The sequence below is a fragment of the Hymenobacter miniatus genome (assembly GCF_016427455.1).
Lineage (GTDB): Bacteria > Bacteroidota > Bacteroidia > Cytophagales > Hymenobacteraceae > Hymenobacter > Hymenobacter armeniacus.
Window position 1 is genome coordinate 57,610 of the sequence record NZ_JAELXR010000004.1, and the last position, 23,114, is coordinate 80,723.

Consider the following 23,114-nt stretch of genomic DNA (forward strand, 5'->3'; position numbering starts at 1 on the left):
GACTATTCCTTCACCACCTTGAGGTGCTGCGCGGGCTGGCCGGCGAAGGTGAGCTGCACGAAGTACACCCCGCTGGCTTGGCCGCGCAGGTCGAGCGGCAGCTGGCTGAGGCCGGCGCTTAGCAGCGGGGCGGTGGTCAGCACCACGCGGCCGGCCGCATCGGTCACACGTAGCTGGGCGGCGGCAGTCGGGGTGCCGGCGGGCAATTCCACGCGCAAAGTCAGGCCGTGCTCGAAGGGGTTGGGCACGCCCGTGAGCACCAGGGCCGGCGCGGCTTCGCTCTCGAAACGCACGGTGCGCACGGGCGAAAATTCGGCTTTGCCCGTCACATCCAGCTGGCGCAGGCGGTAGTAGCGCAGGCCGGCTTTGCCCTTCTCGGCGTCGAGGAAGGTGTAGTGACGCGGGGCGTTGCTGCTGGCCGAGGGGCTGGCCACAAAGCCCAGCGTGCGGAACGCGCGGCCGTCGGGGCTCACCTGCACGTCGAAGCCGGCGTTGTTTTTCTCGCTGGCGGTGGTCCAGGTCAGGGCGGCGTTGGTGCCTTGGCGCTCGGCCGTGAAGGCGGTGAGCTCCACGGGCAGCGGGTTGGTGGCGCTGCCCAGCGTCCAGATGGAGAAGTCGGCGATGCCGGTTTTGCTCACCGTGTTGCCGGCGATGGTGATGGGCGCTTGGTTGGCCCACGGCCCCGAGAGGCCGCTCACCGACTTAAACAAGGCCACATTGCCGGGCGCAATGCCGTTGCGCTCGTGGTCGAAGTAGCTGAAGTCCATGGCCACGTTCAGGCCCGTGTTGGTGGCGGGCTGAATGTCAAAGTAGCGCTTGATGCTTTGGCTGGTGCCCGCGCCGGTGAGCACCGTGCCCGTGGTGCGCACCACCGTGGTGAGGCCGGGGAAGGCCGTGGAAGCGGCGTCCGGCGTCAGCGTCAGGCCGATGTTGCCGAAGCTTTCGGCCGTGGCCGTGCTCAGGTCGCGGCCGGGCACCGCTACCTGACCCAGCACGTAGCTGGCGTCGGTTTCGGAGAGGGTGGCAGCGGGGGCCAGGGTCAGCGCAAATGCGCCGGTATTGAGCACGCCTTGTGTCATGGTGAGGGCGTGCGTCACGCTGATGTCGTTGGCCAGGGCCAGCACCCCGGCGGCAGCAGTCAGGTTCACGTTGAGGTCGTAAAAACCGTCGATGCCCGTGACGGTGGGTGCCGCGCCACGGAAAGCTACCATGCCGCCGGTTAGGCTCACATTGGCGGCGGGGGCGTTGTTAGTCAGGTCGCCGTACACATTAAGGGTGCCGGCGCTCTGGACCAAGCTGGCGCCGCTGGCGATGCTGAGGGTGCGCACGGCCGCCGTGGCTGAAGTGTTCAGGCTGGGGTAGAAGTTTAGCCCACCGGGAATGAGGGCGTCAATCGTGTTGCTGGGCACGCAAGCCGTCCAGTTGGCGGCGTTAAACCAGTTCTGGCCGTCGCCGGGGGCAGCCCCGGTGTACGTGGTGGTGGTAACCACCGTGAAGGCGATGCTGGGCAGCGTGTTCACGTCGGCTGAGCAGCCGTTGGCATCGGTGAGGGCCGTGATGGCAAACGTGGTGTTCTGCGCAATGGGGTAGCTCAGCGAATACGAGGCCTGGGGCACAGTGGTGGTCTGGCTGGTGGTGCCGCCCGCGTCGGTAGCCGTCACCGTCAGGGTGAAGGGCGGCGTGCCGGTGAGGGTGGTGTTCACGGTGGCGGAGCTGCCCAGGCATAGGGTCTGGTTCGGGCTGGTGAGCGCGGCCGTGGGCTTGGGGTTCACCGTAAGGCTGCCCGCCGTGGCCAGCGAGCATCCGTAGGTATCGGTTACGCTGGTGAGGGTGTAGGTTTTGCCGGCCGCCGCTGGGAAGGTGAAAGGCGATGTCACGCCCGAGGCCGTGGTTGACGCGCTGCCGTCCGAGTATGTCACGGAGTAAGGCCCGCCGTTGCCGGTCAGCGTCACGGAAGCTGTGGTAGGGCCGCAAACCGGGCCCGGGGTGACGATGGTGGCCGTTTGCTGCACGGGCGCAAACTCGTCGGAGCCAAGGTCGGGCGTGGTTTGGCGGCTGGTAGCGGCGTTGTCATACTCGCCGTCGACGGTGGCAAGGGCTTGCCCGGCGTTGTCGAGCGAGCAGTTGGTGGTGGCATCCAGGTTGAGGTTGCCCACTGCCGGGTCGATGAATTTAACCGGCCGGTTCTTCGAGTTAACATCCGGGGCGCTGCTGTGGGCCTGCCAGCCGGCAAAAGCATACGGCGTCGTGTTGTTCTCTCCCAGTGTGGCGCTGTTGCTGCTGAACAAGTCGTTGTAGTTGGAATTGACGGCGGCCGCAGTGGTGGTGCCCACGGTCACGGCCGAGCCCGTGCCGATGGCAAAGTGGCTGCCGGTGCCGCCGGCGCGCTCGTTCACCAGTATGTTGTTGCGCAGCAGCGAGCTGGCCGTGCCCATGTGCCGGAAAGCGTAGGTTTTGAGCGCGCCACTGGCGGTGCCGGCAATGCGCACCGAGTTGAAATACATATACTCGGTGGTGGCCACGAGCGACACGTTGTTGGCAATGCCGATGATGACGGGGCCGTTGGTGGGGCTGGTCACGGTGGCGCTGGTGTTGCTCAGGGCCACCTGGTTATTGCTCGTCGTCCAGGCGCCGCCGTTCAGGCCAATGCCGATGATGCCGGCCGTGGTGGCCGTGCCGGCATTGGTGAGGTTGTACACGCGGTTGCGGCTGAGGGTGCCCGTGGCCGTCGACGAGGAGCGGGTCGCGATACCCGTCACGTAAATGTTGGCGGTGCTGAGCGTGGCCGGGGCCAGGTTCAGGTTGTACACCGTATTGCCGGTCACCACCTGCGCCGTCGAGGACGTGGCGTTGCTGGTGGCCGCGATGCCCACGAGGCCGGTCGTGCCCAAGCCATTGGACTGGGTGGAGTTGCTGCTAACGTCGCTGACGGTATTGCCCGACACGGAGTACGAGGTGTTGTCCAGCGTCGAAGTGCTGACCTCGATACCGGTAAACGTGCCCGTGCCCGTGGTCCCGCCCGTGATGGCGAAGTTTTGCACAAAGTTGCCGCTGATGGTGGTGGCCGGTGTGTTGGTGGTGCCCGCCCCATTGAGGTAGATGCCGCGGATGGTGGCCGAAGTGGCCGTATTGGCCCACGCCGCTCCGCCCGCCAGCGGCGCCGAGCCGCCCACGTAGTTGCCGCTCACCACCGTGCCCGTGGCCGTGCTGGCCCCGCGAATGGCAATCACGCTCAGGCCCGTGCTGGTGGTGACGGCCGTGCGGCCCGTGTTGTAGAACGAGTTGCCGCTAATGGTCCAGTCGCCACCCGTGCCATTGGCCAGGCCCACACCTTGAAAAGTAAAATTGAAGATGTTGCAGCCCTGAATGGTGTTGTTGCTGTTGGTGGCTATGGCGCCCGTGATGCCGGAGTACACGCCCTGCGCCGGTTGGGCCGTGGCCACGTCGCTCCGGTCGCGAATGTCGCAGTTCAACACCTGGTTGAAGTCGTTGCCCGTCACGCCGCCCGCTACGCCGTTCACCGGCGTGGTGCTGGAGGTGCCGAAGGTGATGCCGCCGGTGGAGGTTGACCCCTGCGTTTCGGTGATGACGTTGCGGATGACGTTGTTGGTGGCATCCTGCGCTAGTACAAATGCCGAGCCGCTGCTGTTGGCGTTGCGGAACAAGAGGAATTTATCGGTCCCCGTCTGGTCGTAGCGGCCGTCGAATACTATGCGGTCGGCGCCGTTCAGCGTGATGCCGTTGGCGGCCGTGGCCTGGGCCGCCCAGCCCGATACCGTGCGCAGCGTGGCCGCGCTCGGCTGAATGCGGATGGTGTAGCCGCTGCTAAGGGGCTGCTCGGTGGGCGGGTTCAGCGCGGTGGCGCCGTCTTCGGCGTTAAGGTCGCCCGTGATAAGCACCGTCAGGTCGCCGGTGAGCACACCGGCGTTCAAGCGGGCAAACAAGCCATTCGCGGCCGTCAGGCTGCTGATGGTTTCGGTGGGCCCCACGTTCAGCGTGCCGCTGAAGGACTGCAGGATGCTGTAGCTGTTCGGGCTGGCCGGAGCGGTGCTGCCGGGCGGGGTGGCGCCACTGCCCCCCGCGGGGCTGGTGGCCACGTTGGCGTTGGGGCTTGCGTCCTGCGCCGCTACATAATAATTGATGACGTCGCCGCCGCTCACACCGCCCAGATTGGCGTAGTCAATGGTGAACGTGTACTGGTTGCCGCTCACGCCGGTGGCTACCGCCGAGAAGTACGCGCCGCTGGTGCCTTTGCGGTAGTAAACGAGCGGCGCGCCGGCGCCGGTCCCAATGCCGCTGGCATCGGTGATGGTTGCTGCCAGGGTTTGGTTGGCGGTGCTGTTGGTGTTGGCGATGGGCGTGTAGGTGATAACCGGCGGCGTGAGGTCGCTGGGGGAAAACTCGCCTTCATCGGCCCCAATGTCGGGACCGGTGGTGCTGGTGCCAGCGTAGCCGGTTTCGCCCTGGCGCAAGGCAGCGTCGTAATCATCTGGCACCGCCACCGCCGACTGGGCGCCGCCGGTCAGGCGCTGGGCACCGCTTTCGGCCTGGGTCGGCACGCTGGTAAGCAGGTGGGGGTCGGTGGCGCTCACAAAGGGCGTGGTAGTTTCCGTAACTGCGGCCGATTCACGCGTGCCACTGTCGGCAGAATTGAGCAGTGCGCGGTAGCTCGCAAGGCCGGCCGGCCCGAACCCGGTGCCAGAGTTTGTTGCGACGGCATAAATGCCCGAGGAGCCGTACACCAGGTTGTTGTTGCTCGTGGTGGCAATGATGGGGTTGTTGACCGTGTTGCTGGATTTGTAAACGGCCACGTTCCGCGGGCTGCCCCCTCCGGAGCCCGCCACGTAACCATTATACAAGATGTTGTTGCGGAAGTCGAGCGTGGTGGTGCTGGTCGAGGCCAAGTACAGCGCGGCCGATTGGGGCCCCACCGTGGTAGAGGCGCCGTTTAAATACACCGTGTTGTAGTACACGCTGATGGTGGTGCCGCCCGTGATGTTGATGGCCCGCATCCCCATGGAACTGTTGTTGCCGTCGTAGCGCAGGTTGGAGAGCAGGTTATTGTAGAGCAGGCACGTGGTGCCGCCGATGATAATGCCGCTCACAAAGTTGCCGCTGCCGCTAGCCTGCGTAATGGTGTGCAGGGCATTGCGGTACACGGTGTAGGTGCCCAAGCCAGTAATGTTCAGGCCCGTCACACCGGCACCGCCGGTGCCAGTGGCGGTTTGGCGCACGTTGTTGATGGCATTGTCATAAATGTTGACCGTGCCGGCGCTCGCGAAATACATGCCGAATACAGCGGCACCCGTGTTGGCGGCGCCCACCGATACGGTGGCAGCGCCCAGCGGCGACACGGTGTTGCCGTTTACTTGTGCCGTGCCGCCCGCGGTAAGGTAAATGGCGGCCACGTTGTTGGCGCCGGAGGTTTGAATGTTGGAAAACCGGTTGCTCGAGAACGTGACCGTGTTGGTGCTGCCCCCCACCGTGCAGGTGATGCCGTAGCAGGTTCCCGACGTGGAAAAATCCTGAAACGTGGTGTTGAGTACCTGGAAGCCCGTCTGATAGGCATACTGCACCCCAGCCACCGCTGCGCTACCGCCGGCCAGAGATTTGACCGTACTCGTGCCGGCGCCCGACGTGGCAATCTGATTGTTAGCACCGGGCGCGGCGCTGGCACCCACGATGTTGTAGCCCACGCGGGCATTCTGAACCGTCAGGTTCAACAATGACAGGTTGCTGTGCGCGCCGCTGGCCGCGGTGGCCGCGCTGCTGAGCGCATACACCCCCGTGGTGCCGTTGGCGTTGCTACTGTTCAGCGAAATAGTAGCGTTCTGGAAGGTCACGCTTTGGCAGCCGTTGGTCCCGGTAGGTGCCGTCAGGAACAAGCCGTATTCCATGCGTTGCGCATCGGTCGTGTTGCCGGCATTTTCCTTTAAATCAATGCCGCTAAACGTGATGTAGTCGCTGCCACTGAGCGTCATAACGGCGTCGGTGCTGCCCGTGCCGCCGGTGCCCTGCACCACCGGGTTAGCTGCGTTGCCGGCGCTGCTTACGAAGGCGAGCGTGGCGCCGCTGGTAGCCGTTTGGGTCAGCGTGAGCGGGGCCTCGTTATACACGGGCGTGGCGCTGTTGTACTTCACGCTAATGGTGGTGCTGGCCGTAATGGAGCCCGCGTTCAGCGTCGTGAAAGCGTCCGTGAAGTTGTTGAAGTTGGTGCCGCTGGTCGGCTGCGAATTGTCGATGGTGTAAGGCGTGCCGTTGAAAACAACCGGGGCCAGCGTGGCCTGCGTGCCCGTGAGCCCGGCCGAGCCCCGGCCTTCGGCAATGGCCTGGATTTTAACGGTGTAGGTTTGGGCTGGCGTCAGGCCCGTGAGGGGCACGTTATAGGTAGTGCCCGTGCCCGCGCTGGTGGTCGACGCCGGGTTGGCCGCCACCGTGTAGGTGGTCCCGCCGTCGGTGGAGATAAGCACCGCAAACCCGGTTTCGTTGGTGGAGTTGTCCACAAAGCTCACCGTCATGCTCGAATAGCTCACCACAGAGAAAGCCAGGGTGGTGGGCGCGGCCGGAACCGTGGCCGGCGGGGTAAAGGAATACGTCTGCCCCGTGGCGGGGCGCGTGCTGATGCTGGTGGTTTCGGAAGTGGACGAAACGGTGGGGGAGGTGCCCGCGCCGTTCAGGGACAAAAAGTTGCCGCTGCCCGTACCCACTGCCGTAATGCCGATGGAAGCGGAGCCCAGGTTCACGTTGGTGGTTTCCTGCCGGTACACAAACTCCACCTTGCCGTCGGCCTCGTATAGGCGGGCCTGAAATGAAACGACGCTGTTGGTGGCGTTGGCGTTCCACTTGGCGTTCAGCCATTCAGCCGTCAGCACCCGGTTCGGCGCAGTGCCCGTCGTCAGGTAGGTGAAATTGGAGGTGGCTGGCAGGTTGAGGTCGTCCCAGAGCGGCGCAATCACGGGCCGCACGCTGCCCCCCGAACTCAGGCTGTTGGTGACAGCCGCATTGGTCAGGCTGCCCCCCAACGCCAGAAAGCCGTTGGTGCTGGCCGAAAAGGTAGAATAAGCCCGGCCGTTGTAGATGAACGGAAAGCCAATGGGCGCGCTGGCATAGTAGCCATCATCGGTGGTGCCCGTCACGGTGGGAGTAGCGCCGCCACTCAGGGCCGTGAAAGTGCCGGCGCTGGCCGCAAATGCCCCATTGGGCGCGATATAATTGGTGAGGGCCTGCGCCTGGGCGCTGCCACTGCTGAGCAGCAGCGCCACGCCCGCACCAGCGAGCGGAGTCCGTAAATGCGACAGTAGTTTTCTTATCATAAAGAGGTGGTAAGAGGAAAATGAAAAGCAATGAAAAACAGCAGAGAAGCCCCGTCAGCGGTGCCGGCCGGCTTGGGCACTGCTGGCTAACTGGCAAGGTACAACGTACCTAAATCAATAAAAATAGGGTATTGGCAATGTGCAATTGACACCTTGCCATGGTTGCCTAGCCGGGACAGGCCGGTTCTCGTTCGGCAGCGAACAAAACGAGTATCTTTGCGGTTGAAACGCGATACCAACATTTAATTCATATCATGGTGGAAACCACGACGAAAACGTACGTTCCGTACAAAGTAAAGGACATGAGCCTGGCCGAGTGGGGCCGCAAGGAAATCCGTCTGGCCGAAGCCGAAATGCCCGGTCTGATGTCGCTGCGCGAGGAGTTTGGCGCCAGCCAGCCTTTCAAGGGCGCCCGCATTGCCGGCTGCCTGCACATGACCATCCAAACCGCTGTGCTCATCGAAACGCTTAAGGCGCTGGGTGCGGAGGTGACGTGGTCGTCGTGCAACATCTTCTCCACGCAGGACCACGCCGCCGCGGCCATTGCCGCCGCCGGCATCCCGGTGTATGCCTGGAAAGGCATGAACGAGGAAGAATTCAACTGGTGCATCGAGCAGACGCTGTTCTTCGGCGAGGAGCGCCAGCCCCTGAACATGATTCTGGACGACGGCGGCGACCTCACCAACATGGTGCTCAACCAGTACCCCGAGCTGGCCGCCGGCATCAAAGGCGTGAGCGAGGAAACCACCACCGGCGTGCTGCGCCTGTACGAGCGCGTGAAAAATGGCACGCTGCCTTTCCCCGCCATCAACGTGAACGACTCGGTAACGAAGTCCAAGTTTGACAACAAGTACGGCTGCAAAGAGTCGGCCGTGGACGCCATCCGTCGGGCTACCGACGTGATGATGGCCGGCAAAATTGCCGTGGTGGCCGGCTACGGCGACGTAGGAAAAGGCACCGCGGCCTCGCTGCGCGGCGCCGGCGCCCGCGTCATCGTGACCGAAATCGACCCCATCTGCGCCCTGCAAGCTGCTATGGACGGCTACGCCGTGAAGAAACTCACGAACGCCGTGAAGGAAGCCGACATCGTGGTGACGGCTACCGGCAACTGTGACATCCTCACCGAGGAGCATTTCCGCAGCCTGAAGGACAAAGCCATTGTCTGCAACATCGGTCACTTCGACGATGAAATCGACATGGCGTGGCTGAACAAGAACTACGGCCACACCAAGGACACGGTGAAGCCGCAGGTAGACCTCTACACCATCGACGGCAAAGAGGTCATCATCCTCGCCGAAGGCCGCCTCGTGAACCTGGGCTGCGCCACCGGCCACCCCTCGTTCGTGATGTCGAACTCGTTCACCAACCAGACCCTGGCCCAGCTGGAGCTGTGGGAGCGAGGCAACGAGTACGAAAACCAGGTGTACACCCTGCCCAAGCACCTCGACGAGAAGGTGGCCCGCCTGCACCTCGCCAAAATCGGCGTGGAGCTGGACGAGCTGACCGCCAAGCAGGCCGACTACATCAAGGTGCCGGTAGAAGGCCCCTTCAAGTCGGACCTGTACCGCTACTAAGCGTAGGAATTTCGATTGCAAAAAAACGCCTGGCCGTGTGCCAGGCGTTTTTTTGTGCCCATTGGGCTGGTGCACTACGGAGGGGTAGGCGAAGGCATGACGCCCCTGAACTCCTCTATCTGGCCATACACCTGCATGCCCAGCAGGCGCCATTCGTGCTGCATCGTCACCTCGTATTGCATCCGGGAGCCCTGCTCGTGCAGCATGCCGCCAATCGGCTTCCAGCGGTGCCCTAATACAATGCCAGATACCGTGGCGTACAGGCTCAGCGGCTCGAGGTGGCCGTTGTTGCTTCGGTAGGAGCACAGCAGGGTGAGGGTATTGCTGCCCCCCAAGGCGATTTGCTGCTGGCTGCTGGCGTTGCCGAGGGGGGGCTGTGCTGGCCGCGCCAGCAGGTTTCGGGGGGCCTCGGAAGAAGCATCTGCGCTCCGACCGCCGATAATAAACAGCGCCAATAAGAAGCCCAGCAGAGCTCCGGTTCCCAGGTGCTGCTTCACGAGTTTCGCGGCCCGGTACAAGCTATAGAAGACGAGCACGAGAAGCACCGCATTCAGGGCCGACCACAGTAGATTCAGCATAGGTCAATGGCGGAAATGAAAATCTGGTATTAAGCGGTGTATTTCTAATAACGTAGAGACGAGATTTTACTTCTTGCCTAATGCCGCCCGCACGGCCGGCGCCACCTCCTGCCCGAATAATTCCACTGACCGCAGCACGCTGGCGTGCGGAATGCCCTCCAGCACCAACTGGGCCAGGAAGCGGGCGTTGTTGAACAGTCCGTGCAAGTTCAGCAGCTTAGCGGTGATTTCCTGAGGCGTGCCCACGAACAGCGGCCCTTCCGGCCCGCGCAGAAAGTCGAAGTGGCGCCGGTCCATGGGCGACCAGCCCCGCTCGCGGCCGATGCGGTTCATGAGCGTGGCATAGGGCGGAAAGAACTCATCGGCAGCCTGCTGAGACGTTTCGGCCAGGTGGAAGTGGCAGTTGAGGCAGAGCGGCAGCTGGGCTGCGTCGTGCCCGGCCTGCTCAGCCGATTCGCGGTAGAGCTCGGCAAAGGGCGCGTAGCGGGCGGGGGCGCCGCCCAGGATGGCAATGGTGAGGGGCAGGCCCAGCTTGCCGGCCCGTACTGCCGATGCCGGTGTGCCGCCAATGCCAATCCAAACGGGGATTTTGGGCTGGGCCGGGCGCGGGTACACGCCCTGGGCCGCAATGCCGGGGCGGTGCTTGCCCTGCCAGGTCACCACTTCGCTCTCGTTGATTTTCAACAGCAGCGCCAGCTTATCCACAAACAGCGCATCGTAGTCGTCGAGGTCGTAGCCAAACAACGGGTAAGATTCGATGAAGGACCCGCGGCCCGCGATAATCTCGGCCCGGCCGTTGGAAATCAGGTCCACCGTGGCGAAGTTCTGGAAGGTGCGGACCGGGTCGGCGGAGCTGAGCACCGTGACGGCGCTGCTGAGGCGAATGTTTTTCGTGACGGCCGCGGCAGCTGCCAGCACCACTTCGGGCGAGGAAATGATGAAATCGGAACGGTGGTGCTCGCCGAGGGCCAGCACGTCGAGGCCGACTTCATCGGCGCGCCGGGCCAGGGCCAGTAGCTCCTGCATGCGCTGTTGGGCGGCGCGGTCCTGGCCGGGCACGTGGGCGGGCGCTACTTCGCCAAATGAGCTAATTCCTAATTCCATAGAGGGCTGTAATTGGAGAAGTAGAGACGCCATAGTTTGCGTCTCGTCGGGCGCGCCGTTTGGGCGTTATCGTTCAATGACGAGACGCAAACTATTATGTTTCTACCAGCACTGACATCATGATAACTCCGGCGTCACGCCCATGTTGGCGTAGCAGAAGCTCCACACGTCGGCCCATTCATCAATGAGCAGGGCGGTGCTTTTGCCGGCGCCGTGGCCGGCGTTCACGTCGACCCGAATGAGGGTGGGGTGGGGGCCGGCGTTGGCGGCCTGCAGGGCGGCGGCGTACTTGAAGGAGTGCGCGGGCACCACCCGGTCGTCGTGGTCGGCGGTGGTGACGAGGGTGGCGGGGTAGGCGGTGCCGGGGCGCAGGTTGTGCAGCGGCGAGAACGCCAGCAGGTTGCGGAACTGGGCCTCGTCGTCGGAGGTGCCGTATTCGGGCGCCCAGTTCCAGCCGATGGTGAATTTCTGGTAGCGCAGCATGTCCATCACGCCCACGGCGGGCAGGGCTACCCGGCACAGGTCGGGGCGCTGGTTGGCCACGGCGCCCACCAGCAGCCCGCCGTTGGAGCCGCCCGCAATGGCCAGGTGCTGCGTGTCGGTGTAGCGGTTGGTTTTGAGGTATTCGGCGGCGGCAATGAAGTCGTCGAACACGTTTTGCTTGTGCGGCGTCATGCCGGCGCGGTGCCAGTCTTCGCCGTATTCGCCGCCGCCGCGCAGGTTGGCCACGGCCAGGATGCCGCCGTTTTCGAGCCACAGCATGCGCGCCACTGAGAAGCCGGGCGTCAGGCTCACGTTGAAGCCGCCGTAGGCGTAGAGGTAGGTGGGGTTGTGGCCGTTCGGCGTCAGGCCCTTTTTGTGCACGATGAACAGGGGAATGCGCGTGCCGTCCCGGCTCGGATAGAACACCTGCGTGGTTTCGTAGTCGGCCGGCTGCACGTCTACCGTGGGCGCCCGGAATACGGTGCTGGTATTAGTGGCGAGGTCGTAGCGGTAAATGGTGGTCGGGTACGTGAACGAGGTGAAGGCGTAATACACCGCCGTGGCCCCTCGCCGCCCGCCGAAGCCGCTGGCTGTGCCAAGGGCCGGCAGCGCCACGTCGTGCTGAAACTCGCCTCGTTCCGAGTAGACCTTCACCTGCGAGCTGGCGTCGTGCAGGTAGCCGGCCAGCAGGCAGCCGCCCGCCTGGGTCACGCTTTCGAGCTTGTTTGCGGTTTCGGGCAGCACCTCGCGCCAGTTCGCTTCTTCGGGCCGGCTGGGGTCGATGCCCACCACGCGGTAGTTGGGCGCCCGGTAGTTGGTGTACACCAGCACCTCGCCGCCCACGTTGCCGACGACGGTGTTGTTGAATTCATAGGAATCAAACAGGATGGTCCAGGTGCCGGCCTGTGCCGGGTCGGTCAGGTCGCGCACCAGCAGGCGGTTGCCGTCCGACACGCCGTCGGTGAGGTAGAGGCACAGGAACCGCTCGTCCTCGGTGGCGCCGGCCATGCGAAAGCCGAGGGACATGTCCGGGTTTTCGTACACCAGCTCGTCTTCCCCCTGCGGCGTGTGCAGGCGGTGGAAATAGACTTTGTGAAACTCGTTTTTGCCCGACAGGTCGTTTTCGCCGGGCTTGGGCGCGTCGTAGCGGCTGTAATAGAAGCCCTCCGCCGTCCACGAGGTACCCGAGACTTTCACCCAATCCAGCGTGTCGGGCAGTAGCTCTTGGGTGCTGAGGTCCATGATGCGGACCTGGTTCCAGTCGGAGCCGCCGCTGCTGGTGGCGTAGGCCAGGTAGCGGTGGTCGTTGCTGAACTCCATGCCGGCCAGGGCCGTCGTGCCGTCTTCCGAGAATTTGTTGGGGTCGAGCAGCACCCGCGGTTCCTCGTCGCCGCGCTGGCGGTACACCACAGCCTGATTCTGCAGCCCGTCGTTTTTGGCATACACCAGCTCGTCGCCCACCTGCTCGGGCACGCCGTAGCGCTCGTAGTTCCAGAGGCGGGTGAGGCGCTCCCGGATGGCATCCCGAAACGGAATTTGCTCTAAATACCCAAACGTGATGTGGTTTTGGGCCGTCACCCAAGCCTTGGTTTCTTCGGCGTCGGGGTCTTCCAGCCAGCGGTAGGGGTCGGGCACCGGGGTGCCAAAATAGGTGTCGGTAACGTCGGCTTTACGGCTTGGGGGGTAGGTCACGGCGGGTGGTGTCGGGAAGCTCCAGGCCGGCTTTGCGGCTGGGCTCGGCATTTTCGGGGGTGGTGGTTTCGGTGAGGGGCTGGCGGCGCGGCAGGGTGTTGCGGGCGGGCGGCGTGGTGGCCCGGCAGGCCGGCAAAGCTGCCAGTAGCACGAGCAGGCGAAAGGCAGCTTTCATGGGCGAGGAGAAAAAAGCGGTGGGGCGCCAGCAGGTACGGCTGCAGAGAGCCAGCCGGCTAAAAATGTATCGCTAATCGAGTTGCACGTCGTCGGCCACCGAGCCCTGGCGCTCTGTGCCGGGGGCCGGCGCAATTTCATCGGGTGCGGCCGGCGGCCCGGGCACAGCCACGGCGGCGGCCACCAGCTCGGGCAGGTTGGCGCGCAGCCAGCGCAGCTCTTCGTCTACGCGCTGGCTCACCAGGCGCTCCACTTCCAGGCGCTGGGCGGGGCTGAGCTGGTCGAGGGCCGGCGTGGAGGCCGGTGCGGCGCGGGTTTCGGAGGCGGCCAGCACCAGGGCTTCGGCCCGTTTCACGCGGGCCACCGAGTCGGCCACGGCGGCGCTGGTTTCGGTGGCGGCGGCCGTGGCGGCGGCGGCGGCCTGCTTGGCCACCAGGGTTTCGCGGCGCTGCTGCCGGCGCCACTGCCCCAGCGTGATGCGCAACATGACGTACAGCACCAGACTCAGAATGGCTAGAATGAGAGCCAGCGGCGCGGCGAAGCGGAAGAGCAGGCTGCCCGGACCGGCCGTGGGCAGGGCGGCCGAGGACGTAGCGGCGGCTTCGCGGTCGGCGGCTTGCTCAGCGGCTTCGGCCGGGCCCAGCGCGCCGGGAGTGGCGGTGGTGTCGGCCGTTTCGGGCGCCATGGCCGCCGACACGTCGCCGAGCGGGGTGCCGCTTTCCACGTAGTGGGTGAGGGCGGTCTCGAGGGCCTCCACGCGGGCCATGCGGGCGGGGTCTTTGCGCCGGGCCGGCGAGCCTTTCAGCTTGCTCACAATGGCCTTGGTGAGGGCCGCGAGGCGGGCGGGGTTGTCTTTCTTGCCCTGGTATATGGCCCCGCGGCCCTCAATGGGCTGGTAGAGCAGGCTGTACACGCGCAGGCTGTCGGGCCGGATGCTGGCGGCCAGGGCGTCGAGGTTGCCGCCTTCGCAGCGCACGGTGCTTTTGAGGGTGGGCCGGCCGGCGTCGTTGTACACGAAGCGCACCGTGGCGCACCAGATTTGCACCTTGCTCTCATCGAGCGAGGGCTGGCCCAGGGGCGTTTGGCCCTGGGCCGACTGGAAAAACAAAGCGGCCCAGAACGTGGCCAGAACAAAGCGGAAGGTCATAAGCAGCGCGGTTTTGACCGAAAAGTACGGCGTGGGGCGCTATTTATGATGCGCTGGGTGCTAGGGGCTTCACCCCCGACCTCGCTCCCGCTCCCGAAGGTGCCGGGAGCCGGACGATGGTAAACGCAAAGTGCCGCCCGGGTTCACTTTTTCAAGTCAAGCGCCAGCTACGACATCCGCCGTTTTGAGGGGCCGGCGCTGCGGCTACCCCGGCGGCCGGAGTGGTAGCCGGGCCAAGAGAAGCTGAGGGCGCAAAGAGCTTCTCAATGCCTTTTAGTTAAATTACCGTTTGGCTGTTGCAGAAGTCGTAGCCAGCTCGGCCCGAGATTCGTAGCGGGAAGATGCAAGGCAAGAAGCTGTTTCTCGACAAAGAGGTCGTGCGCTTTCGGCTCAGTGAGCGGGTGCCACGCCATAATCTGTACCGCCGGCTGGCCGAGCTCGTGGACTGGACGTTTCTCTACGAGGAAACGCAGGGTCTTTATAGCCACACGGGTCAGCCCTCGTTGGACCCGGTGGTGTTTTTCAAACTCGTGCTCGTGGGCCGGCTGGAAAACCTCGTGAGCGACCGCCGGCTCGTCGAGCACTGCGCCCTGCGGCTCGACATCCTGCTGTTTTTGGGCTACGAGGTGGACGAAGAGCTGCCCTGGCACTCGACCATCAGCCGCACCCGCCAGCTGTTTCCCGCGTCTATTTTTGAGCGCCTGTTCGACCACGTCTTTGCCCAGTGCGTGGCCCGCGGCCTGGTGGCCGGCGACACGCAGGCCGTGGATTCGGCCCCCGTCAAGGCCAACGCGTCGCTCGACAGCGTGCGCGAAAAGCAGCTGACAGGTACCACCGGGCCGTTTTTGGCCCCGGGCCAGTCGGCGGTCCCGACGCCAGCCGTCACCGCCCCGGCCCACCACTTGCGCCGCGAAGCGGCCCGACAAGCCAAGCGCCGAAGCGAGCCCGGGCCCCTGGGCGCGCAACACGAAAAAGCCCGCCTGCTAAGCAACAAGACCCATTACAGCCCCACCGACCCCGACGCGCGCATCTCCATCAAGCCCGGCAAAGCCCGGGCTCTGAATTACCTCTGCAGCCTGGCCGTGGACACGGCCCACGGCGTCATCAGCCACGTGCAGGCCGATTTTGCCGACAGCCGCGACAGCCTGCACCTGCCCCGCTTGCTCAGCGGGCTGCAACGGCGCTTGCGGGCCAACGAGTTGCGCCTGCGCGACCTGTTGGCCGATGCCGGTTACGCCAACGGCTCGAATTACGCGCTGCTCGAAGCCCAGCAGGTCACGGCGTGGATGCCCGTGTTTGGCCAGTACAAGCCCGAAATAGCAGGCTTCACGTACGACCGGGGCACCGACGCCTACACTTGCGCGGCGGGCAAGCGCCTGCCGTTCCACCGCCACGAGGTGACGACCGACGGCAGCTGGGTCAAGCTCTACTGGGCCGCTTACGGCGACTGCCAGCAGTGCCCGCTCAAGCCCAGGTGCGTGCCCGGCGCCAAGCGCAAACAGCTCACCAAGACGATTTACGACGCGGCCTACCGCCGGGCCTGGCAACGGCAGCAAACCCGGCGCGGGTACCGCCACCGGCGCTTGCGGCAAAGCACCGTCGAGCCCGTTTTCGGCCACCTGCTGCACCACTACGGCCTGCGCCGGATGAACGTGCGGGGCCAGGCCGGCGCCCACAAAACCATGCTGCTCACGGCCGTGGCGTACAACCTGAAAAAGCTGCTCCAGCACCGCCCCAACCGGCAACTGAGCGTGGCCATAGCCCTGCCCCAGCCATTGCTGGCGGTTAATAGGCGCGCTGGGCAGCAAAGTCGGTGCTTCGAAGTGCCAACCCCGGTACCCGCCACGCCGCTAACTAGAAAGTGAACTGCCTAAACTGAGTTCTGCAACAGCCACTACCGTTTGGCTGAACACTTCACGTAGGTTTACAACCTAAAATATCCGCTCAATGAGTTCTTCTTGGCTAGTCCGCCTTGCTCTCCCTTCCCAGCCCCTAGAATTGCGCTTGCTCGTGCTCACGTTGAGCATCGGGTGGCTGGGGGCGGCTGTTGGGAGCCTCTTCTTTCTGGGGTACATGGGAAGCCTTCCCAATGCTCCGGGGGTGCCCACCACCATGTGTTTGATGATTGGCGCTATACTCCTGTTGGCCGCTGCGGGGCATGCCGCGTTGGTTCGCGCACATCGCTGGACAGGAGTGCTCTTCTTACTCGGCGCGTGTGGGGTGGGGGCCTTTCTGCTGTATTGGGCCTTTTGGGCCGCCATCATGCTGGGGCTCATTTACGGTGACTGATAAGACCCTCGTTATTCTATTCGGACCGTTAAAGTGAACGTGGAGAGTTGGCGACGGTATATTGCCCCCCATGCCGAGATTATTTAACTTCCAATCGCTCGTCGGGCTCTTGACCGTTGTCACGGCTTGCCAATCCGGCAACCCCGAAGGGGTGCGCCAGGCGGAACGGGCCGTGCAAGCAGCGGTCAAACGGCGGGTAGAGAAACGAGGCGCTATTTATGCGCCCTTGTCTGTCAAAACGCAGGTGCATGGAAAGGATAAGGGACGCTGGTACCAGGTCACGCATGCCTACACGATTACCGTGGACAAGGGGGAGACGATGAACGAGACCGGTGTTTTCTTCGTCGATTCGGTTGGAGCCGTTCGGGAATATGGACAGCCCTAGCACCGTTAGTGTACCCGTTTGTCGCCTGTATGTGGCCTAGCCTTTTTCTATGTGCCGTTGCTTGCGCAATGCCCCGCGCCCGGCCGCTTTCCCCGCCGGTGACGGTTGGCCTGCAGCTCGAGCGGTCCAACTCGGCCCCTGCCGTTGCCATTCGCCTGGCCAACGCCGGAACGAGCCGGTTGTCGTACTTGGTGCAGTACTTCTACTCCACCGACGGCCGGGCCTATCACCTGCTCAATGGCAACGTTGACCACACCGGCGCGGTGGCCCACACCCCGCCTTGCCGAACCCTGAAAGCCAAGGCCCGGGCCGCACTTGCGTACCCCTACCGCCGCTTCTTTGCGTTGTTTCCAAGCGAAGCGTCGTTTTTTAAGTACGCGGGGGCCAACGCCGTTTTTGTCAAGGCATCGGTGAAGGACTGTGACAACAACCAGGAGTATCGTTCGCCCCCAATCAGGATAACCAACCCCGCGAGTAATTAATCGGACCGTTTAAGTGAACAGGAAGTAGTGCCGGAAAATCCCTTTTGCAGGACGGGGAAACTCAGAGCACAGCTCGATACCTTTATGCGATGCGCTCTATCACCGTCCACCAGCCGTTCACCTGCGCCGAAAGCTGGGATGCCATGGCCCCCACCGACGTGGGCCGGCACTGTGCCAGCTGCCACACGCAGGTCGTGGACTTTACCCGGATGAGTGATGGGGAAGTAGTGGCCTTCTTAAGCCAGTATAGCCCCGAACGCCGGTGCGGCCTGTTTCGGGACGACCAAGTGGGCCGGCCCTTGCTCGCGGCGGCGCAGCCCCTGACCGGGCGGCGGCGGTGGGCGGTGACTCTGGTGTTACTCCTGTGGTCGGTGTGGGGGCTGAAGGCGCGGGCCCAAGGTGCGAAGCCAAGGGCTTCGGCTACCAAGCCTACACACGCTACCGTTCCCGACAGCTTGTTTCTGGTGCAGGGGGTGGTACGTAACTGGCTGGGTATTCCCAAAGCCGGGGCACTGGTGAACCTGCGGGGCCTGCGGGACAGCACGGATGCGATGGGCCACTTTCGGTTGTTGCTGCCCAAGCGTGCGTTTGGCGTGGCGCACCACATTACCGTTCGGTATTGGAAGGAGCGTTACGGCAGAAACCATTTAGGGGCCAGGGTGCGATTCGATTCTACTCGCACCCAGCCCTACCACATCACGTTGAGAAAAGTGATTAACCGGAATCCCGGGTTTTTCTAGGCACCGCTGCTTCGGGGGGGGGCTGGGCTTCGATGATTGTCACCAGGGTTTGCAGCTACCCTCTTTTGCTCTTCGGACCGTTTTCTTGAACGGGGGAAACTTGCGTTTACTGTACTATAGGTTATCAGCACGCCTCCTCCAATAGCAGGTGGGGTAGGGCCTGGGTTGGGTAAACCGTTTCTTTCGGTAATCGGTCCGCAGCGGCTTGCAGGTGACCGGCTTGCACCAACGCCTGGATTTCGTGGGCCTGGTCTGTGACATCGGTTACCTCCACCACCCACTCGTGCACCAACCGGGGCACGGCTTCGCCGGACAACCCGATTTGAATGGCGCGATGCGGCAACGGGTTGAGGTGCAGGTCCCGCTCGGGGTCCCATTGAATGCGTACGGGTGCCGCCTGCAGCTGTTCCTTCCACGCCAGCGGGTTCGGATGGGCCGTGGCTACAAAATGGGACAAGCAGGCGTGCTGCAGGGCCCAATCAAGACCAGTACGCCTGATTTTCAAGGCCAGCACCCGTTCTTGGTGCTCTTTCATGGCCCACCCCGAGCGGTACATCATCCATAGGAACGAGGGCTTAATCCACGTCATGCGCTCCACCTTGAAGGCGGGCACGGCCAGGCTTTGCTGCGCCACGGCCGGGCCGGCAATGCCGGGGGCGTACGCCTGGTAAACGGTGAGCGTGTGCTTGTCGTAGGCCGCACGAATTAGCATAAGAAAAAAAATAGCGCCGTCATAGCGTTTGGCAAGGGATAACCCCACCCGGGACCTTATATCCAGTACGGCAGGTTGTCCGGGGAGAAATACGCGTGCAAATCATCAAAATCGCCCGCTGCTTGGCATTGCTGCAAGTAGTCCACGGCGGCCGCGGCATCTGGGTCGGGCAAGGTCTGCAGGTAAGCAATCGTTGGGTCAATGCCGGCAAAGGCGACCATTTGGATGTCAAACTCGCAGGCCGTGTCAAACGTGAGTTGCTTGGTGCGCCAGAGCGCAAGCGCGTCGCGCACGTCGCCGTGCAGGCCGATGAGGTAGCCGGCCAAGCGCAGCCCCTGGGTCGTGGTCGGACCGCCGTGGGTATACCCGTGCACGTACCGGGTACTCAGCGTGGTGAGCAGGGCGCGCGCAAAGGCAATGTTGGGGCGTTGGCGAAAGCAGTGGTACAAGCGCTTGCCGGCCTCCGAAGAATCCTCCTCGTCCGTTAGCTCCGCGAGCGCTTGTTCCGACAGCTGCCCGGTCGCTTCGTATGCGGCCAGTAGAGGGCAATCCATACCATGTCATTTAAGGAGATAAGCGATAATGATATGCTCCTTTCGCTAGAATTACCGTTTTCATGAGCAGCAGAAGCAAGAATTTAGGGCAAGTGCTGAAAAAACCGGAACGCCTTGGTTCTGGTATTTAACCGAACGTAGCCTCCCCGCATGCCAATGCAAACCTCGTGGTTGTCGAAAACGGCCACTGAATTTGGATAAAGGCTGCTCCAAAACGTCTTTTCCAAAACGGCTTCTTTTTGTAGATTCCGCAGTACCGTAAACCCATGAAATTGGGCAATGTACACGTCGTTGCCCACCACGGCGAACGCCTCCGGCGCGTCGTTAAAATCGGCTAGTTTGACCCAGGTGAAGGCTGGAGCCTTTCCGGTGACCTGATAGAGCGCCCCGGCATTCCGCCCCATATGGGCCAAGCCCTCGATGAAATACACGCGGTCATTGGCTTGGAAAAGCAGGCGGATATTGCCCTCTTTGAGGGGTGCCGGTGCGGTCTGCTTGCCGGCCGGCTGCAACAGCAACTGCCCGCCCCATTCGCCACGGTCCCGGCCGAGGAAGGTGCCATCGGGGGTTTGCAACTGGGGGGACTGCTGCTCGCTACTTTTGCCGACCACGAGTTTCCCGTCGACGTTTTTCACGGAATACCCTGGCGCGTAGTTCAACTTGGACCACGCCGCACTGCCGACCAAAGGCGGAGACGTTTCGCGGAACGAGGTCAGTGCAGAGGTTTGAGCGGTGCTGGAGAGAACCTGGCAGCTTAGTAGTAGCGCAAATAGCCAGTGAGTACGCATGCAAGAGGCAAACTTAGGAGGGCATAATGTTACGCTCCTTATTTCATTCGGACCGTTTCACTGAACCTAGTGCAGGCTGAGTGGCTACATGCTCATTATCCGTTCTAAGCTAGGAATACTCTGGCCCAAAGCCGCCATGTTCCACTGCCCGCAAAATGTCACCCACTGTAAAGGGTGCTACCGCTGGGTAAGTCACGTCCAAGGAGGGCTCCGGATGAAAGTATTTATCCCAGCGCAGGTGAGTCAGGTCTAGGTGGTAGCGTGCAGCCAGGGCGTGCAGCAAGCGAACAGCCTCGTAGCCCGTGACACCTAGGTCGTCTTCTAAACTAGTGGCCGGGGTGAGGGCTAAGTCCTGGGTGCCGGTGGCATCTTGGATAAACGCCATGACTGCTTGGGTTGCTTCCATCCTCAAAGAAATGCTCCTTCCTGTGAACGGGCCACGTTTTGCTACGCGAAAACCGTGACGAATTCCGTGACGGATTCCGTGGCGAGCGCCGCACGGATGTCGTCACGAATTTCGTCACAGCTTTCGCACCGATTCGGCTCTTCCGACCCTTTTTGTGAACGCCTAAGCAGCATTGCCTCTAGCCCTTGGTCAACCGTATGAGCAGCTTTTGGGCTTGTTGAATAAGAGTGGTTTGAAGCTGCGCATCGGTTGGCACTGCTGTTATTTTTTGTAGCGTCGTGACCAAAGCCACCAAGTCACTCATCTTGGTGCCGGCACGTGGCGACCACGTTTGGCCCCCTTGCAAACCAACGCCCAGTTGGAAGTGGCTAAAATCGTACGTCGTCCCGTCGAATCCCAAGCTACGGCTTGTGCTTGGCTCGGGGTAGTGCGTTTGGGAAATGGCTTGGGCCACGGCCGAAGCAACGGCCTGTGCCGCGGGTGGGTTGAGCTCCACGGTGGTCGTTTTTACTGAAACGGGTGGCTGGCTTTTGTCTTGCAGGCTCGCCCACACGCTGGTTTCGCAAATTCGATAGGTCAGGTAGTACTTCGCGGCCCGCTCTTCCAGGGATAGGACGTATTCGGGGGTAAAGGAGGGCAGCACAACCACTTGCGCGACCGGCGTGTCGGTCAACCCTGCGCACAGCACCTCGCGCACGCGTGGGTAATAGGCGCGTTCGTGAGCAAAGCTGGTGAAGTAGCCGTCGCTGGGAAGCAAATGGTCTTTTGCCTGTTGGGCAAAGGAATCGAAGGACCAGCAACACAAGACCCAGATGGTGGCCAATAGCCTACGGAAAAGCATACGCGAAAAAGGAAATCAGGCGATAAGGCGAAGTAAACTGCTTTAATGCTCGTTTTTCTGTTCGGACCCAGTTGGGTTTTCGGTTAAGCATAGGGCGAAGGCACCTGCCGGAGCTGCTCTTCTAGGGCCCAATCCAGGGGCTTGAAATGCGGGGCCATCCACGCGGCGCCGCTGGCCAGCCATGCTTGCCGAAACGCAACGGCCGATGCCCGATTATGGTCTTCGTGCCCAAATTCGACGCCGCAGCACGGACAGAAATCATAGTTGGGGCTCCGGTCGTCGGCGCCCCAGGGGGGGTAGACGACGTAGAGCCCGCAGATGCGGCAATGATGGTTGGGTGCGGGCATAAGTTCCGGTTTCTGGAGCACACGTAAATGACAAGAATAAGGGCAATAGCACCGTTTCATTGAACTGCTAGTTACCCGGCCTTATGAGCGCTCACTCATCAATGTTTTGGGGTGGTCCCGCTTGTCCATAACCGCCCCCACCAATTTTGATTTCGGTGAGCAAGGCTTGCACGGGCCACACCAGCTCGTCTTGGTTGCACCAGTAGTCGCGGAAGGTGCCGTACTGTTCATAAGCCGAGAGGTTAAAACCTTCTTCAATGTCGTTGTACCAGATGATGCGCTTGCCCACCACGGCCACGACCCAGAACCCGCCTCCTTCGTCGCCATAGGGCGTTTGCTGCCACTTTTCGGGGAAGATTTGAATCATTTGCCAGAACCGCCACAGTTCCCCCTGCATCTTTTCTTCGGCCGCCAGAATGTGATCGTAGACGGCTTCGAGTGTTATGGCTTCCCACTGCATAAAAGTCATTCATAGCGTAGTTCAGCCGAAAGGTAAACGAACTCTAACCCTCCTTTGAGTGAACAAACAGCTACCTGCTATCGCCCTACAGGTCTCGAACCATGTTCGCCGGTTTTCCGTTATCTTTGCACTGGTCTGACACCGGATTATTTCGGAAGTAGGACTCCCCGGGGCCGCGCGAGCGGCCCCCTTTTTTTGCCTACACCATCCAAATCGGGGGCTGTTGTTGCTGGACCAAGACGTTGATCGGGGCTAAGCGGTGGAAGTAGCGGTGCGCGCCTTTCTCCCGCACGCGCCGGTTGGGTTCGTAGAGCTGCTTGGCGAAGTAGGCAATCACGTCGACCATATGGTGCAGGTACGAGGTGCGCGAGTCCCACAGCACCGGGTCGCCGATCACGTGCTGCAACGGGGCCCCGCGCGGTGCGCCCGCCGGTTGCCGCAGCGAGTGCATCAGGTGCGTGAGCTTGGTGCCGTCGGTGTTGTCGCAAAACACGAGTCCTTGCGCGGGGCCGGCCGTGGCCAAGTGCGCGTCGAAGAGGCGCAGCAGTTGGCGCCACACGTCCTGAAAGACGGTGTTGGTCACGGCTTGCCGTTTATCCGTGCCCACGGCCAGCAACTGCACGTCCGTGCGGCGCCGGCACCAGTCGACGCACTCGAGCAGGATGCGCAGGCGGTCGTTGAGCGGGATGCGGGCCACGGGGCCGGGCTTGCTCAGGAAGGCCGAGGCATGGATCTCCTCGGAAATGAGCAGGCCGTACTTCGCGGCCAGGTGCTGGCGGAAGCGGTGCAGGTCCGCCGAAATGGCCTGCAAGTGCAACGGATCAATGGCCAACCCTGCCAGAAAAAAGTATTGAACCGGGCTGGTGGGGGTCAGGCCCGAGTCCCCGCTTTCGTCCACGTAGAGAAACTGCATACGGCCGCAAAGAACGCCACGGCGCGCGAAGACACTAGGCAAAAGCAGGGAGCTGCAAAGCAATCATGCAGCAACTGTTGCACAAATTCGCCTTTCGCTGAATTGGACCCTTTTCGTAAACAGGCAATGGTC

Annotated in this window: 18 protein-coding genes; 5 read left to right on the plus strand and 13 right to left on the minus strand. The window is 62.7% G+C overall.

Annotation, left to right across the window (positions count from 1 at the left end; genetic code table 11):
• Positions 1–2: 2 nt before the first annotated feature.
• Positions 3–7,313 (minus strand): NIDO-like domain-containing protein, encoded by a 7,311-nt coding sequence (locus JAO73_RS07500; protein WP_198976470.1) that lies wholly within the window; start codon positions 7,311–7,313, stop codon positions 3–5.
• A gap of 254 nt (positions 7,314–7,567) precedes the next feature.
• Between JAO73_RS07500 and ahcY the strand changes: the two genes are divergently transcribed.
• Complete coding sequence (ahcY, locus tag JAO73_RS07505) at positions 7,568–8,887, plus strand: adenosylhomocysteinase (protein WP_198976471.1); 1,320 nt, start codon at positions 7,568–7,570, stop codon at positions 8,885–8,887.
• A 74-nt stretch (positions 8,888–8,961) separates the two neighbouring features.
• On the opposite strand, the gene JAO73_RS07510 is transcribed toward ahcY, so the two are convergent.
• The 5 genes from JAO73_RS07510 to JAO73_RS07530 all read right to left on the minus strand — a co-directional run bounded on the left by JAO73_RS07510 (position 8,962) and on the right by JAO73_RS07530 (position 14,065).
• Positions 8,962–9,465, minus strand: a complete 504-nt coding sequence (locus tag JAO73_RS07510) for a hypothetical protein (RefSeq protein WP_198976472.1) — start codon at positions 9,463–9,465, stop codon at positions 8,962–8,964.
• A gap of 66 nt (positions 9,466–9,531) precedes the next feature.
• Positions 9,532–10,569: an LLM class flavin-dependent oxidoreductase gene (locus JAO73_RS07515; RefSeq protein WP_198976473.1), complete on the minus strand. Its 1,038-nt coding sequence runs from the start codon at positions 10,567–10,569 to the stop codon at positions 9,532–9,534.
• 117 nt (positions 10,570–10,686) lie between these two features.
• A complete protein-coding gene (locus JAO73_RS07520; protein WP_317191208.1) occupies positions 10,687–12,744 on the minus strand; it encodes a prolyl oligopeptidase family serine peptidase in 2,058 nt (685 codons plus the stop codon).
• Positions 12,722–12,919, minus strand: a complete 198-nt coding sequence (locus JAO73_RS07525; protein ID WP_190924830.1) for a hypothetical protein — start codon at positions 12,917–12,919, stop codon at positions 12,722–12,724. Before JAO73_RS07525 ends, JAO73_RS07520 begins: the two co-directional genes overlap by 23 nt.
• A 72-nt stretch (positions 12,920–12,991) precedes the next feature.
• Positions 12,992–14,065, minus strand: a complete 1,074-nt coding sequence (locus JAO73_RS07530) for a hypothetical protein (protein WP_198976475.1) — start codon at positions 14,063–14,065, stop codon at positions 12,992–12,994.
• Positions 14,066–14,406: 341 nt separating this feature from the next.
• On the opposite strand from JAO73_RS07530, the gene JAO73_RS07535 reads away from it, so the two are divergent.
• The 4 genes from JAO73_RS07535 to JAO73_RS07550 all read left to right on the plus strand — a co-directional run bounded on the left by JAO73_RS07535 (position 14,407) and on the right by JAO73_RS07550 (position 17,961).
• Entirely contained in the window at positions 14,407–15,930 is a 1,524-nt protein-coding gene (locus JAO73_RS07535; RefSeq protein ID WP_198976476.1) for an IS1182 family transposase, read from the plus strand.
• Positions 15,931–16,424: 494 nt separating this feature from the next.
• Positions 16,425–16,739: a hypothetical protein gene (locus tag JAO73_RS07540; RefSeq protein ID WP_198976477.1), complete on the plus strand. Its 315-nt coding sequence runs from the start codon at positions 16,425–16,427 to the stop codon at positions 16,737–16,739.
• A gap of 98 nt (positions 16,740–16,837) precedes the next feature.
• Positions 16,838–17,221 carry a hypothetical protein gene (locus tag JAO73_RS07545; RefSeq protein ID WP_198976478.1) on the plus strand — a complete coding sequence of 128 codons (384 nt, stop codon included), beginning with the start codon at positions 16,838–16,840 and terminating at the stop codon, positions 17,219–17,221.
• 89 nt (positions 17,222–17,310) lie between these two features.
• Positions 17,311–17,961 carry a hypothetical protein gene (locus JAO73_RS07550; RefSeq protein WP_198976479.1) on the plus strand — a complete coding sequence of 217 codons (651 nt, stop codon included), beginning with the start codon at positions 17,311–17,313 and terminating at the stop codon, positions 17,959–17,961.
• 124 nt (positions 17,962–18,085) lie between these two features.
• Here the strand turns inward: JAO73_RS07550 and JAO73_RS07555 are convergent, their stop codons facing one another.
• The 7 genes from JAO73_RS07555 to JAO73_RS07585 all read right to left on the minus strand — a co-directional run bounded on the left by JAO73_RS07555 (position 18,086) and on the right by JAO73_RS07585 (position 22,982).
• Complete coding sequence (locus JAO73_RS07555) at positions 18,086–18,673, minus strand: DUF4291 domain-containing protein (RefSeq protein ID WP_198976480.1); 588 nt, start codon at positions 18,671–18,673, stop codon at positions 18,086–18,088.
• Between the two features lie 56 nt (positions 18,674–18,729).
• Positions 18,730–19,227 carry a hypothetical protein gene (locus JAO73_RS07560; protein WP_198976481.1) on the minus strand — a complete coding sequence of 166 codons (498 nt, stop codon included), beginning with the start codon at positions 19,225–19,227 and terminating at the stop codon, positions 18,730–18,732.
• Between the two features lie 83 nt (positions 19,228–19,310).
• Positions 19,311–19,862 (minus strand): hypothetical protein, encoded by a 552-nt coding sequence (locus JAO73_RS07565; protein WP_198976482.1) that lies wholly within the window; start codon positions 19,860–19,862, stop codon positions 19,311–19,313.
• Between the two features lie 262 nt (positions 19,863–20,124).
• Positions 20,125–20,400, minus strand: coding sequence for a DUF1493 family protein (locus tag JAO73_RS07570; protein WP_198976483.1), 276 nt, complete (start codon positions 20,398–20,400; stop codon positions 20,125–20,127).
• Positions 20,401–20,599: 199 nt separating this feature from the next.
• Complete coding sequence (locus JAO73_RS07575) at positions 20,600–21,244, minus strand: hypothetical protein (protein WP_198976484.1); 645 nt, start codon at positions 21,242–21,244, stop codon at positions 20,600–20,602.
• Between the two features lie 456 nt (positions 21,245–21,700).
• Positions 21,701–22,069 (minus strand): hypothetical protein, encoded by a 369-nt coding sequence (locus JAO73_RS07580; protein ID WP_198976485.1) that lies wholly within the window; start codon positions 22,067–22,069, stop codon positions 21,701–21,703.
• A 199-nt stretch (positions 22,070–22,268) separates the two neighbouring features.
• Positions 22,269–22,982 carry a DUF3800 domain-containing protein gene (locus JAO73_RS07585; protein WP_198976486.1) on the minus strand — a complete coding sequence of 238 codons (714 nt, stop codon included), beginning with the start codon at positions 22,980–22,982 and terminating at the stop codon, positions 22,269–22,271.
• Between the last annotated feature and the right edge of the window lie 132 nt (positions 22,983–23,114).